Consider the following 13,623-nt stretch of genomic DNA (forward strand, 5'->3'; position numbering starts at 1 on the left):
CGGTGGTGATGCTGAAGGTGCTGGTGCTGGCGGCGCAGAACAACGTGTCCGACGCCCGCATGCCGGGAAATCCCGCCCAAAACGGTCGAATTGACCGGAACGAGAAATCAGTACCGGTCACCCCGGAAAGCGTCATTCAGGCCCTCACCACCCCTCCGCGCTCAGTTCCGATGGTAAATAGACGCGCCCAGCTTGTCGACAACTTCCTTTCAGCCGTCGCCTTCTGGCTGCGAATGAGTCTGGGCCATAACCACACTCTTCGGCCGACAATTTTTCGCATTTTCAGCCTATCTAAAATATAGAGATAAATAATCCCGATCTAGATTTTTTATAGAAATTTTGCCGTTTCCAGAAAATACTAAAGATTTTTCCGGAATATGAACATTGTGAAGATGAGTATTGGCTGATATCACGCTTCCGGCACCAATCGTGCTTCGTCCGGTAACTGACGACCCTGGAAATAGAATTACGTCATCTCCAACAGATGGACGATTTTCGCCGATTCTCCCCACGGTAACATTGTGAAATATGACTAAACCCCTGCCGTATTGGACATTGCCCAAAATCGTGCCAAGCGCGTGGGAAAGAAAAAATGGTTCAGGGAGCGAAGTAGATGGGTAAATTTCTAACCCGCTGACAGCCCGGTTTAGCCCGAAGAGTCTGTCCACCAAATCAGATTTTTCGTCTTCATTCAATTTTTTATTATCTTTGGATTTGCAGATTGTATTGCCTAATATATAGATAAAGCTGGCGTATTGCAAGGTATTAAGGTGATCAAAATACCCTTGTTTGAAATTGCGTACGCTATTAACGATTACAGCCATTCTAGACAAAGATTCTTCGACAAAAAGTGATATCGAATGAATATCATTTTCCAGGACGGACAATGGATAAAACATTGAAAGCTGGCCACATACGTGCCGCACCAATCGTTCTTTGGATTCAATGCGCAGAGCTAGCGACATAACGCCTCAACCTTGAGCCAAGGCGCCGCGAAGACGCTCTGTTGAACCCCAGAATGCTAGAGGTTCCCAATCCGGATACGGATAATGGCCAAGATCAAGCGCTATTGAATGGCCGCTTTGTGCGAACCATGACTCCACCAGCCGTCGAATTGACACAGGATTTCCCGACGAAATATTATATATACCATGCGCAACATTGGATAATGTTAAGCGTATAAGATAATCTACTGCCTGCTCAACCGGAAGAAAATCTCGTATTTGCTCTCCATGAGACATTGGGAAAACACTGTCTTCGCGTGCGATAGCGGCAGTGACCTGCGAATAAAGCGACGATGGAGCTTGTCCTTCTCCATAAAGATAAAAAAAACGCGCCCAGATCAGTTCGGCGCTGCCATGATCGAATTCAAGCTGCTTGCGCAAAACATCTTTGGCTAACCCATAGGGATTGGACGGCGCCGTTATCATATCTTCTGTCAAGCAACCTTGCTGCATTCCATATTCGTAACAGCTTCCAGCGCAAACAATCCGTGCCAAACCTTGCCCTGCGATCTTGCGCAAAAATACCAGATGCCGGTGCGCCTCATCAAAATGATGCGAGGACAGATAATTAGGCAATCCTCCCCAAGCCAAGTCCAACACAATATCCGGGCGCCCCAGATCGCTCCAATCCGGACAATCCCTGGAAAGATCACTGACAATCGTCGTTACATCAGGCGGGGTGGCCATTTCGCGACGTGAGAGGACCGTCACATCCACATCGGCACAATGCTCCAGACGTGCAAGAACATGTCGACCGATAAACCCAGAGGCTCCCGTTATCAATAGTTTCACGGCGAGCGCAGCCTAGAGAGCGTCGTCACGAATCTTCTCCTCATCTCGCAAAATCCGGCCTGGGTCATCCTTCTGCTCGCCGTTGGCACATTAGTAGGCAAGCTCCCTTTGATAGCTCGATGTCTAAGATCCGGCTCATCGTTCGATCAGTTCCGGCACGGCGGTCACGAAACGCACGCCCCATTCACGCGCGTAGGCGAGCTGCTGTATCACCTCGTCCGTCAGGTTCCACGGCAGGATGACGATACGGTCAGGCCTATCCGCCCGCAGATGATCCTCCCCAACGATCGGGATGCGGCTGCCCGGCATGAAACGGCCTGCTTTCGCCGGGTTGCGATCGACCACATATGGAAGCAGATCAGGGCGGACGCCCGCGTAATTGAGCAAGGTGTTGCCCTTGGCGGCCGCGCCATAGGCGCCGACGCGCAACCCGGTCGCCCGTGCATCAAGAAGATAGCGGAGAAAATCGGTCTTCACCTGCTCCGCGGCCTTCTGGAAGGCGGCATAAGGCGCAAATGTCGCCAGCCCTGCGGCCTGTTCGTCCGCGCGGACCGCCGCAACATTCGCAGTCACCGCGTGCGGGCCGCCCTGGCGTTGGGCGAATATACGCAGGCTGCCGCCATGGGTCGCCAGTTGCTCCACGTCGAAAACCTGTAAGCCATTGGCTGCGAAAATAGCCTCCACCGCCAGCAGCGACAGATAGGAGAAATGCTCGTGATATGCGGTGTCGAACTGATTTTCCGCCATCATCCGCAACAGATGGGGAAATTCGAACGTCGCCACGCCAGCCTGCTTGAGCAAAGTCGCGAAACCCGCAACGAAATCGTTGATGTCGGGCACATGCGCCAGCACATTGTTCGCGGCCATAAGATCCGCGCTGCGCCCGGCGGCGACCAGTTCTCGCGCCAACGCCACGCCAAAGAATTCCTCGACAATCTCGATGCCGATCGCGCGAGCGGCCTCGGCGGTGCTGTGCGTCGGCTCGATGCCGTAGCAGTCGATCCCACGCTCCTGAACATAACGGAGCAGATAACCGTCGTTCGCAGCAACCTCTACCACACAGCTGTCGCTCGCGAGGTTGAACCGTTCGGTCATCGCCGCGACATAGCCGCGAGCATGCGCGAGCCAAGACGAGGAAAAGGAGCTGAAATAGGCATAATCGTCGCTGAACAGCAACTCACGCCCCGCATGATCCGCCGTCTGCACCAGCCAGCAACGACCGCATACCAGCAGCCTGAGCGGGAACCAGGTCTCCGGTTTTTCCAGCCCGGCACGGTCGAGATATGCATTGGAAGGCGGAGCGCTGCCGAGATCAAGGAACGTCTTTTCAAGCCCGTGTCCACAATGACGACAATTCACAAAATCACTCCCTGAAAATCGCCGGTCAGCGCTGGGTGGTCCAGATCGCGATCGGATATCTCGCTCACCGGCTCCGGCCAGCCAATGCCGATCGCTGGGTCGAACGGATGAAGTCCTCCCTCAGTCGACGCGGCATAGGGCCGCGAATGGCAATAGATCAGTTCAACATCGTCGGACAATGTCTGAAAACCATGCGCGAAGCCCGGCGGGATCAACATGGCGCCGCCATCCGCACCGCCCAGTATTTCGCCATGCCAGTGAAGGTAGGTGGAAGACCCTTTCCGCAGGTCGACCGCCACGTCGAAAATCACGCCACGGATGCACGTCACCAGCTTGGCCTCGGCATAGGGCGCATATTGAAAATGCATGCCCCGCAGGCTGCCGCGCCGTGGGGTTGCGCTATGGTTGACCTGCGCAATCGGGTCCGTCCAGCCGCACGCTGCCAGTTCCTCGGCGCAGAACAGCCGGGCAAACGCGCCCCGTGTATCGCGGCCGATAGCGCGGTCAACGCGCACCACGCCATCCAACGGCGTTGCGGTAATGTTCAGGCGCTTCACGCGGCGGCCTCATAAGCGGCGAAATCGTCCATGCACAGCTGCCACGCATCACCGCCGGCGGCCCGTTCACGATACCAGTGCATCGTGCGCGCCACCGTCTCCGTCAGCTGCCAGCGCGGCGCGACCGCCAAGTGCCGGCGCGCCAGGCTGTTGTCGAGCGCGAGCAATCCCGCCTCATGCGGGCCGCTCACCATATCCGCATAAGCAACCGACCCACTACCAAACGCTTGTCGAGCCAGTTCGATCACCGTCCGAACATCGGCTACATCGTGCGGGTCCGGGCCGAAATTGAAGGCCGTCGGCAGGTTCGGCTCATTCCACAATCGCTCGGCAAGCTCCATATAAGCGCACACCGGCTCGATCACGTGCTGCCACGGACGAGTCGCATCAGGGCGACGGATATCCAGCGTGGCACCGCTGCTCCAAGCACGCACCGCATCGGGGATAAGTCGGTCGGCTGACCAGTCCCCACCACCAACAACATTGCCGGCCCGAGCCGAAACGACGTGAACGCCGAGGCCGGTCAGGAATGAATCCCGATAGCTGGCAATCACGATCTCCGTCGCGGCCTTGCTGGCGCTATACGGATCGTGCCCACCGAGCCGGTCGTCCTCACGATAAGGGTGGACCCATTCGCGATTGCGATAAACCTTGTCAGTGGTCACCGCCACGATCGCGCGAGCTGTTGGCGTACGCCGAAGCGCATCGAGCAGATTCACGGTGCCCTGCACGTTGCTGCCGAAGGTGCCGACCGGATCGGCATAGCTTGCCCGGACGAGCGGCTGCGCGGCGAGATGGAAGACAACATCCGGCCGCACTTCGGCCACCAGCGCGGCCAGCGCCGAGCCGTCACGAAGATCGCCAAACCGGCTGTCCAGATGCTCGCCGAGCCGCAACGCGTCGAACAAGGCGGGCCGATGATCGGGCGCCAGGGCATATCCGGTGATAAGCGCGCCCCGGCGGAGCAAGGCGAGCGCCAGCCACCCTCCCTTAAAGCCCGTATGTCCGGTCAGCAGGACGCGTTTGCCGCGCCAGAAATCCGAGCCAGCCAAGCTTACCACCTTTTCCAAGGCGCCAGCCCTTTCGCCCACATGTCTTCCAGCGCGTTACGGTCGCGGAGCGTATCCATCGGCTGCCAGAAGCCATGATGTTCAAAAGCCTGCAATTGGTCCTCGGCGGCGAGCCGTTCGAGCGGAGCGGCCTCCCACGGCATCGCGTCATTGGCGATATAATCGACGACGGCGGGGTCGAGCACGAAGAAGCCGCCGTTGATGAACCCACCATCGCCCCGCGGCTTCTCGGCGAACCCCCGAACTTGTTGGCCATCGATATCCAGCGCGCCATAGCGGCCGGGCGGCGAGACCGCCGTCACCGTTGCCAGCTTGCCGTGCGTACGGTGGAAATCGACTAGCGCGCCGACATCTACATCGGCCAGGCCATCGCCATAAGTGAAGCAGAATTCTTTCTCATCGCGCAGATAATCGGCGACGCGACGAAGCCGTCCGCCCGTCATTGTCGATTCCCCAGTATCGACCAGGGTGATGCGCCAAGGCTCCGCCTTGCGATTATGGACTTCCAACCCGTTCGACGAGAGATCGATAGTCACATCCGACATATGCAGGAAGTAATTGGAGAAATATTCTTTTATTATATAACCTTTATAGCCGCAGCAAACGACAAAATCGTTCATGCCGAACGAAGAGTATATCTTCATAATATGCCATATGATCGGCATACCTCCGATTTCTATCATCGGCTTGGGGCGAAGGTGGGTTTCTTCGGAGATACGCGTTCCGAGTCCCCCGGCTAGAATAACAACTTTCAAGCGACACCCCCTGTTACAACGACAATTGTCATCTAACGTGCTCCGAAACCGTTCAGCATCGTGACGATGGTGCGTACCACGATCAACAGATCCAGCCAGGGCGAATAATTTCTGATGTAGAAGAAATCATAATGCAGCTTGCTGCGCACGTCGTCGACCTCGGCGACGTGTCCCTGATTCACCTGCGCCCAGCCAGTTATCCCTGGCCGAACGATATGACGGTAACGGTAGAAGACGATTTCGTCCTCATACCATTTCGACAGAATCTCGGCCTCAGGGCGCGGCCCAATCCAGCTCATCTCACCGCGCAGGACGTTGATGAGTTGCGGTAGCTCATCAATCCGCGAACGGCGGAGCAATGCCCCTAGCCTGGTCACGCGCAAATCGTCAGAACTGGTCATCGCAGCCCTGCGCGCGTCCCCAGTCGCGCGCCCCTGCGACATGGTGCGCAGTTTATATACGGTGAACGGATGCCCTTGATAGCCGACCCTCGTCTGACGGAAGATCGGTGCGCCAGGGGAATCAAGCCGTATCGCTAGCAGCAGCAACAGCAGAAAGGGCGACAACAACAGCAACGCGACGCCCGCGAAAATCCAATCCACCGCGTGCTTGATCGACATATAAGCTGACGCTGGCGTCAGTGAGCCGAAATTGTTCTCGGAAAGATGCTCCAGTTCCACCCGGCCGGTTAGCGACTCCGCGAGGTGCTTCCAATGATAGACCGGAGTGCCGGATAGCGCGATATCCGCCAGCCGCCGCTCCCATGAGTCAGGCAGATTGACGCGGAGATCGGCTGCGACCGCGTCGACACGCGGCAACGGAAGCGTCGGATCGTCGAGAACTACCCAATCCACCGCCTTGACCACGCGTAGATTCCCCCCCGCCCCGATCGGAACGAAGCCAATGCGCAACCGTCGGCGCTGCATCCGGGAATAAATGAAATAGGAGCACAGGACAGCAAGGATAAACCCGACCAATAATAGCCCGCGATTGTAATCGATCCTCCCGAATAACAGAACCAGCAAGGCAAACGCGTAAGCGATCGAGAAAGCAGGCAGGATGTAACTGCTTGCTTCTACCCCCGGAAAATCACTCACGCTACGAAACAGCCAGATGCCAATACCGATACAGATGATATTGGCGGCAAAGGTGGTGCTCAGCGCAGCAAGCAGCAGCGGATCGGATACCGTGACATAGCGCGCCAGATATGGAATGACTGCCGCGAGCAGAAGCGTGACCGGCAACTGGCAACGCAGACGCGCCCAGCGATAGGCGCTGCCATGTCGACGATAGAGGTTATTGCTAGCCAAGGTTCGGATGTCTTCGTCCAGGTCTCATCGTGTCGCGCTGATCGCGGCATCGCTGACACTATATGTTGTCGCAGCGTCTGCCGCGCGCGCAATCAGCGCCAGTTCCTGCGCCTTGCAATCCGGCGGCACGACGAATTCCCCTGACCAGCCGCGCTGGGCATCCACCATGCGAGCTTCCATCCTCCCGGCCTCGGCAGAACCCGGAAAACAGGAAATCCTCCAATAGGGCAATGCGTTGCCTGGGTCGCCGTCCTGGTCAAGCTTCGCCCGAAAACGATAACGACCGGGGGACAAAATCAACAATTGGCTCACTACGCTGCCATTGGTGTCACGGGCGACGTCGATCCGCAACTGCCCGTCGGCGATCACCGCCTGCCGACCGGCCTCCTGCGTCAAATTCCAGTCGAACGGGCTGGTTCCCTCAGTCGACGTGAAGTTGCCATTGCGCAATGCCTGCTGCTCGGCGCTGCCGGTCTTGGCGAGATAGATTCCATAAGCCTCGGCCGGATGCCCCGCTTCGGCCACCGTGCGGATCGCCTGATCGACGGCGTCGCCAGCAAGCGGCACCTTTGCGGCTACCAAGCCGCGCGTTACCGAAGCCAGTGCCCGCCAATCGCGACCGGTTTGCAACAATGCGTCATAATAGGATTGCGTCCATGGCGGCCGATGATGGTTGATATAGCCGATGAGCGCCGTTCGCACCGGCGCATCGTTCACCGCCTTGACCAGTACCGGCATCAGGACCGTGCCAGCGCTGCCGGAGGAGCGCAGCGCGATATCATAGTAACGGAGCGCACCAGCTATATCGCCCGCCGCAACGCGCTGCTCAATCTCGCCAAGCAGCGTCGGCAAATCGCGGCGTGACACCCAAAGGGAATAATCCAGCCGCCGCTTCAACGCGTCGGTGCGGCCAAGCAGTCCGGCTGCCACGCCGGAATCTCGCGCGGCTTCCGCCATCAGTGGATCGCGCAACAGCGCTCGTTGGGCATAGTCCTGCGCTGCCAGCGCATTTGCCCGGCTTTCCATAACAAGCAATTGCGAAGCCACCGCCGCGTTGATGCCCGCATCCGCGCCGTTGAACCGCAGCCGCAACGTTGCCGGCACGATCCGCGACAGGCTCAACCCCATCGCGTTGCGCACCACCACTATCTCGACCCCCACCGCAATCAGCGCGATGATGAGGATATGGGAGAGGCGGGATGCGCGAGGCATTGCGATCGATCAGGCCTTGCCCGGCCGACGTTGATCGTCGTGACCATAGCCATAGCCATAATCATAGCCATAACCGAGATGCGCGCGATCATTGCGGAACTTGGTCAGCACCACGCCAATGACGCGCACGCGCGCCGCGATCAGCCGCTTGAATGCCCGCCGCACCAGTGCGGCGCGGATGCCGTGCGATTCGACCGCAAGCAACACCGCATCCATGCGGTGCCCGATCAACGGCGAATCTGCGAGCCCCATGACCGGCGGAGAATCGATGATCAGGTGATCATATTCCTTCCGCAGCCGCGTCAGCATCGCCGGGAAGCGATCGCTCGACAAAAGCTCCGCCGCATTGGGCGGCGTGGTCCCCGCGGGCAGAACGCCCAGCGACGATGACATCGGAACGATCATCGCGGCAAGGTCGTCATTGCCGGCGAGATAGCTGCTGAGTCCGAATTCGTTGCTCAGTTCCAGCATCGGGGCGACCGATGGCGAACGCATATCGCCATCAATCAGCAATGTCCGCCGTCCCGAACGGGCGAGCAAGGTCGCAAGCGCCAGTGCGGTGAGCGACTTGCCTTCGGCCGGCCGCGTACTGGTGACCGACATTACCTGAGGAACGCCGTGATCGGTCGTCAGACTGAGGCCCGCCTCGAGCGAAAGATAGGCCTCCACCAGCTGCGATTTGCGATCCTGGAGCGCGTCCACCGGCGACCCCTCGGCAACCAGCGGAATCGTACCTAGCAGCGGTACGCCCAATTCGCGCTCGACCTTCTCCGGATCATCGAAGGAATCTCCCGTCTGCTCCAACAGGAAGACCAGGCTCGCGCTAAGCGCCCCCCCCACAATGAAACTCAACAATAAGTTGAGCAGCAGGCGCGGCGACGATGGCCGGACGGGCTCACTCGCTGGATCGACGACAGCGATATTGTTGACTCCAACCCCACTGGCGACGCCAATCTCCTTATAACGCTGCAGCAACGCGTCGTAGAGCTGCCGATTGGTATCCGCCTCACGCTGGAATATCTGATACTGAATTCCCCGCCGGCGCTGTTGCAGCAGCGAATTCTCCAGATCGCCGACCTTGGTAGAAAGCTGCTCCTCGCGGCGGGTACTGTCATCGTATTGGCCACGCAGCGTTGCCTGCACGCGGCTTTCCTCGCGCGCGATGCTGGCGTCGAGCTGATCGAGCTTGGCCTTCAGCGCCTTGGCTTGTGGGTAGCTCGGCTCGAACTGCACCATCATCTTCTGATATTCGGCCGCGGCTTCCGCGCGACGCTCCCGCAGGCCGGCGATTGCTGAATTCTGCAATGCCTCGGGCACCGCGCCACGCGCCCCCCCGGAAAGGCGCGACGCCGCACGCACACGATCCGCCTTCGCTTCGTTAAGCGCTGTGTTCAGAGCCGCGAGATTGTCCGCGACGATCGAGCGCTCCCCGCCGGTCGCACCGGGCCCGGTCGCCGGAATGTTGATGATCCGCTCGCGCGCCGCATAGCCAACGAGCTGACGCTCGGAATCTTCGAGACGGAGGCGAAGCTGTCCTAGCCGGCCTTCAAGGAATTTCCGTGCGTAGGACGTCGCGTCATAGCGCCGTTCGAGCGTGCTCGAAATAAAGTTGCTTGCCCAAGCATTGGCGACCTTGGCTGCCAGCCGTTTGTCGGGCGCGGTGAACCTGATCGTCACCAACCGCGACAACCTGACCGGATCGATCTCCAGATGTTGTAGCAGGATCGCACCTGCCTGACGCACGCGATCGGCGCGCGAAGCGGCGGGCAAGGGACTTTTGTCACCGGCCGCCCGGTCCTCGGAACCGGCGGGGCGCTTGCCGAAAAGATCGAAGAAGACTGGGTCATTGGCGAGATTCAATTCAACCGCGACGCGCTCGGCAAGCGAGTTCGATTGCAACAGCCCATATTGGGTCTGGTAGAATTCCAGATCGGCATCACTTGCCTCGCGTTCTACCCCCTGCACAGGGGCGATGCGATTGCCTTCGCGCGCGATTTCGATCGTCGTCACCGCCGTATATTTCGGCGTCATGAGAAAGGTGACGAGCAGGCCCCCGAGGAGGCAGATCGCCATCGCCGCGGCAATGACCATCTTCCATCGAAGCGCTATCATGAAATACTGATAGAAAACCGGCGCTTCGCTATCAGGTGTGACTACTGGTGCGGGAGCGACAGTATCGCTCACCGCTTCCAGTGCCGGATAGATAAAGGCGCGCCTCTTGTCGTCCATTTAGCAATCTTTCTCGGAAGCACTGATCAGTTGCGTTGAATCAGAGCGATAACCGGCCCCACCATCAGCGGAGCGATGGCGAGCACGTCCTTGAAGAGGCGCCGCGCCGGTGATTCCCCGACCACAACCACGTCATTGGCGTAGACATAAGGGTCGTCATATACACCGCGCCGGATTGCCGCGACGCTATAAAGGCCCGCATATTGCTTTCCATCGACGCGCCGGAGGATGATGACGTTGTCGAGCCGAGCGAATTCGGTCGTGCCTTCCGCTGATGCGACGGCGCGCAGCAAGGTCATCTGATTGGTGACCGGGTACAGGCCTGGTTTGCGAACCTCGCCATCGACCGTCACCACCTGGCTCACCGCCTCGCGCAGATTCACGATCACCTGAGGGGCGCGGACGAAAGAGGTGATCTTCGAACGGATGGCAGCTGCCAACTCGCTGGACGTCTTCCCCGCCACCTCCATCTCACCGATCATCGGGAAAGCGATCCGGCCACTGGAATCGACCTTCACCTCACGTGTCAGGTCTTCGACGCCGAACACCTCGATCGAAAGCGTATCGAGCGGCCCGATCAGATTCGTGCGATCGGGCGCCGACAAATCCGCGCGCACCGGCTTGGGCAGGCTGGTGTCGTTGAGCACTGTCAGTCGCTCGGAACCCCGCAGCGGTGGCCCTGATGCGCAACTCACATTCGTCAGTAACAACACACCGATAAGGAGCGAACGTGAAATCGACACAGGCAAACCAATATCTGGGGGACAAGATTTAGTCAAAAGACCCGCGCCGCTCATAGGGAGACTACCGAAAAGGGTAAAGGCGTTTCAGCCTTGCTCGATTCGTTGAGGCCCGGTTCCGATCGCCAGCATCCAGCTTACCGCCAGCACGAACACCCCTGACAGTAGCGGCGTGCGCAGGGGGTAATCGAATATTGAGCCGGCCACGAGCATCGCTGTGACCGCGATGCCGACCAGGGCCAACACCCGATCGCGGGAGGCCGGCGCGCGCACGATTCGAGTGCATTGCACCGCGTACCCCGCCGCGAAGGCGGCCTCTAGCACCAGCCCCGGCAAACCGGCTTCTAGCACCAGTTGAACGAATTCGTTGTGGAGTTGGTTCGCATAAGTGAACCGCAGCAACTCAAGCGGCTCATATTGGCGAAATATCGAATCGAAGCTTCCGAAGCCCGTGCCCCACGGAAAGAAGTCGCGAATGATGTGCATCGCTGGCCCCAGCCATTTCAGCCGCATGTCCTGATCATCGTCTACTGCGAGCAACCGGTTAACCGAAGGGAGTCGATCGAAATGATAGAGCGCCAGCGCGACTCCGATGATCAGCAACATGGTGCCCGCCACGACGGCGATCCGCATGTAGCTTTGCCGATAACGAAACGTCGGCCAGATAATCGTGCCCGCTATCAGCGCGCCAATCACGCCCAGCACCAGTCCGGCGCGCGATCCGCTGGCAGCGATCACCAGCATCAACACCAGCCCAGAGAGAAACGCGGTCAACCGACGCGCCTTGACACGGTCAAGAGCGATTTCTCGATCCGTAGCCCAATAGGCAATGATCGGCAGGGCGCAGGCTAGCATCATCGCCTGGTGATTGCGGTTGGTGAAGAAGCCCGTCGGCGAACCGATCGACGTGTCGCTATAATAACGCAGCACGCTTTCCGGTCCGCCCGCGAGTTGCGCGATGCCGAGCAAAGCACTTGAAACCGCAACCACCATTACCAGAGTCGGTCCAATCCGTGCCTCTTTCCCTCGTGCCACGGCGACGAAGGCCAGCACCGCTGCGCATGGCAGCAATGCGAGCAACGCATTCCACCCCAGATCTGGCGTAAGGTTGAGCGGTCGCCATGGTTGCGGCTGCCCCAGCATCGTCGCCGCTTCGGCATAATGTGCCCGGCCCGGCAGCGACAACCACAGGTCTGGTGGAAGTGGCGTCAGTTGCGCGGCAATCAGCGCAGCCAGCGCCATCATCATCCAGAACGCTGGCCGCAACTGCCTCGCGGTAAACAGAGATCCTCGCATCCCCAGCGCGCAGGCAATCGCCAGCACCGCCGCTGAACGTACCACTATCTGACTGGCCGCATCCGCGCGCGACGCACCACCTGCTAACGCAAGAATCACTGCCAGCAGACAGGCCGCCAGCATCGCGCCCGTCACGCGACCACGAAAACCGGCCCACCCAGACAACGACATCCATGCTCCAATCAAATCTCAAATCGGGAGAGGCAAGTCACAAAAGCGCGCTGGGTTGCGCGCAATCGCGATGAGCGGCTACTACCGTCGCCTTCCTCACCGTTGCAAGGTTTCCATGCGTATCTCCGTCGTCACGGTCTGTTATAATTCGGCGCGCACCATCCGCGATACGCTATCCAGCGTTCAGGAGCAGGATTGGCATGACCTGGAACACATTATCATCGATGGCGCATCGGGTGACGCGACCGCAGATATCATCAACGAATTTTCCCGTGCCGAACTGAAATTCTTCAGTGGACCTGACAACGGAATTTATGACGCCATGAATAAGGGAATCATGAAGTCTACCGGAGAATATATAATATTCCTTAACTCCGATGACTTTTTCGCGCGACCAGATGCCGTTCGCCTGATCGCGATGCATGCGATGAAAACAGATGCTGACTTCATATTCGCCGATACGCAATTCGTGGCAACAAAAGGCGACCCGTTTAGTCGACGCTTATATTCAGCGCAAAAGTTCCAGCCATGGTGGCTAAGATTTGGAGTAATGCCACCTCATCCATCAATGGCTTCGCGTCGCAAGATATTGGTCACGCTTAATGGCTTCGACGCAGAAACACGGATTGCCGGCGATTTCGATCTCCTTGCGAGGGCCATCCTGCGCGACAATTGCACTTGGGCAACCCTGCCTGTCATAACGACGATGTTCAGAACGGGCGGCGCATCAACCCAAGGGTTACGCAGCAAGCTCACGGTCGGCCACGAAATGGCACGCTCGCTCTCGCGGATCGGCCAGCCATTCTCCAATGTCGCCGTTCATTTCAGATACCTCATCAAGGCGCGGCAATTGCTGTAATCCCTCACTCTCCTATCGGGCTCTCCGCATACTTCCGCAGCACGTCGTTGAACGCCTCGGCCATCAGCACCTGGAGGCCCCGGCCCCGCCGCATCGATGCGTGTGAAGCGGCGCTGCCGTAGCAGCTTTACCATCGCGGCGTTTGGGAATCACTGAGACACGGCGCGTGGCTGTCGTCGTCGGCTTGATCATCGTGCGAATCGAGTGGTGAAGCGTAAGCGTGGTCTGCGGGCCGCCTTGCCCATCGAGCCGTAGCCGGGATGCTTGTC

The 13,623-nt window shown here is 58.8% G+C and carries 14 protein-coding genes and 1 pseudogene; 2 read left to right on the forward strand and 13 right to left on the reverse strand.

Annotated elements, in window-relative coordinates; all coding sequences use genetic code 11:
- The coding region (locus tag Q0316_RS15640) for a hypothetical protein (protein ID WP_298674233.1) at positions 1-302 on the forward strand (302 nt) is incomplete at its 5' end.
- Here the strand turns inward: Q0316_RS15640 and Q0316_RS15645 are convergent.
- From Q0316_RS15645 to Q0316_RS15700, 12 genes and pseudogenes are all read right to left on the reverse strand, one after another.
- Positions 288-965, reverse strand: coding sequence for a hypothetical protein (locus Q0316_RS15645; RefSeq protein WP_298674234.1), 678 nt, complete (start codon positions 963-965; stop codon positions 288-290). The two genes, Q0316_RS15640 and Q0316_RS15645, sit on opposite strands and share 15 nt — an antisense overlap.
- A 6-nt stretch (positions 966-971) precedes the next feature.
- A complete protein-coding gene (locus Q0316_RS15650; RefSeq protein ID WP_298674235.1) occupies positions 972-1,796 on the reverse strand; it encodes an NAD(P)-dependent oxidoreductase in 825 nt (274 codons plus the stop codon).
- Between the two features lie 135 nt (positions 1,797-1,931).
- Entirely contained in the window at positions 1,932-3,155 is a 1,224-nt protein-coding gene (locus Q0316_RS15655) for a class I SAM-dependent methyltransferase (RefSeq protein ID WP_298674236.1), read from the reverse strand.
- Positions 3,152-3,712 carry a dTDP-4-dehydrorhamnose 3,5-epimerase family protein gene (locus Q0316_RS15660; protein ID WP_298674237.1) on the reverse strand — a complete coding sequence of 187 codons (561 nt, stop codon included), beginning with the start codon at positions 3,710-3,712 and terminating at the stop codon, positions 3,152-3,154. The genes Q0316_RS15655 and Q0316_RS15660 overlap by 4 nt, the downstream gene beginning before the upstream one ends.
- A complete protein-coding gene (rfbG, locus tag Q0316_RS15665) occupies positions 3,709-4,764 on the reverse strand; it encodes a CDP-glucose 4,6-dehydratase (RefSeq protein ID WP_298674238.1) in 1,056 nt (351 codons plus the stop codon). The genes Q0316_RS15660 and rfbG overlap by 4 nt, the downstream gene beginning before the upstream one ends.
- A gap of 2 nt (positions 4,765-4,766) precedes the next feature.
- On the reverse strand, positions 4,767-5,537 hold the full coding sequence (rfbF, locus tag Q0316_RS15670; protein ID WP_298674239.1) for a glucose-1-phosphate cytidylyltransferase: 771 nt from the start codon (positions 5,535-5,537) through the stop codon (positions 4,767-4,769).
- Between the two features lie 32 nt (positions 5,538-5,569).
- Entirely contained in the window at positions 5,570-6,847 is a 1,278-nt protein-coding gene (locus Q0316_RS15675) for a sugar transferase (RefSeq protein WP_298674240.1), read from the reverse strand.
- Between the two features lie 24 nt (positions 6,848-6,871).
- Entirely contained in the window at positions 6,872-8,059 is a 1,188-nt protein-coding gene (locus Q0316_RS15680) for a hypothetical protein (protein ID WP_298674241.1), read from the reverse strand.
- Positions 8,060-8,068: 9 nt separating this feature from the next.
- Entirely contained in the window at positions 8,069-9,919 is a 1,851-nt protein-coding gene (locus Q0316_RS15685; protein ID WP_298674242.1) for a polysaccharide biosynthesis tyrosine autokinase, read from the reverse strand.
- A 57-nt stretch (positions 9,920-9,976) separates the two neighbouring features.
- A pseudogene (locus Q0316_RS19745) lies at positions 9,977-10,288 on the reverse strand (Wzz/FepE/Etk N-terminal domain-containing protein); the annotation flags it as partial.
- 26 nt (positions 10,289-10,314) lie between these two features.
- Complete coding sequence (locus Q0316_RS15695) at positions 10,315-11,031, reverse strand: polysaccharide biosynthesis/export family protein (protein ID WP_298674244.1); 717 nt, start codon at positions 11,029-11,031, stop codon at positions 10,315-10,317.
- An 84-nt stretch (positions 11,032-11,115) separates the two neighbouring features.
- Entirely contained in the window at positions 11,116-12,459 is a 1,344-nt protein-coding gene (locus tag Q0316_RS15700) for an O-antigen ligase (protein ID WP_298674245.1), read from the reverse strand.
- A gap of 106 nt (positions 12,460-12,565) precedes the next feature.
- Between Q0316_RS15700 and Q0316_RS15705 the strand changes: the two genes are divergently transcribed.
- Positions 12,566-13,354: a glycosyltransferase family 2 protein gene (locus Q0316_RS15705; protein ID WP_298674246.1), complete on the forward strand. Its 789-nt coding sequence runs from the start codon at positions 12,566-12,568 to the stop codon at positions 13,352-13,354.
- A 4-nt stretch (positions 13,355-13,358) separates the two neighbouring features.
- Here Q0316_RS15705 and Q0316_RS19750 read toward each other — a convergent pair whose 3' ends face one another.
- Positions 13,359-13,448, reverse strand: a complete 90-nt coding sequence (locus tag Q0316_RS19750; protein WP_367179700.1) for a ribbon-helix-helix domain-containing protein — start codon at positions 13,446-13,448, stop codon at positions 13,359-13,361.
- Between the last annotated feature and the right edge of the window lie 175 nt (positions 13,449-13,623).

The organism is uncultured Sphingomonas sp., assembly GCF_937871615.1.
In the GTDB taxonomy this organism is placed as follows: Bacteria; Pseudomonadota; Alphaproteobacteria; order Sphingomonadales; family Sphingomonadaceae; genus Sphingomonas.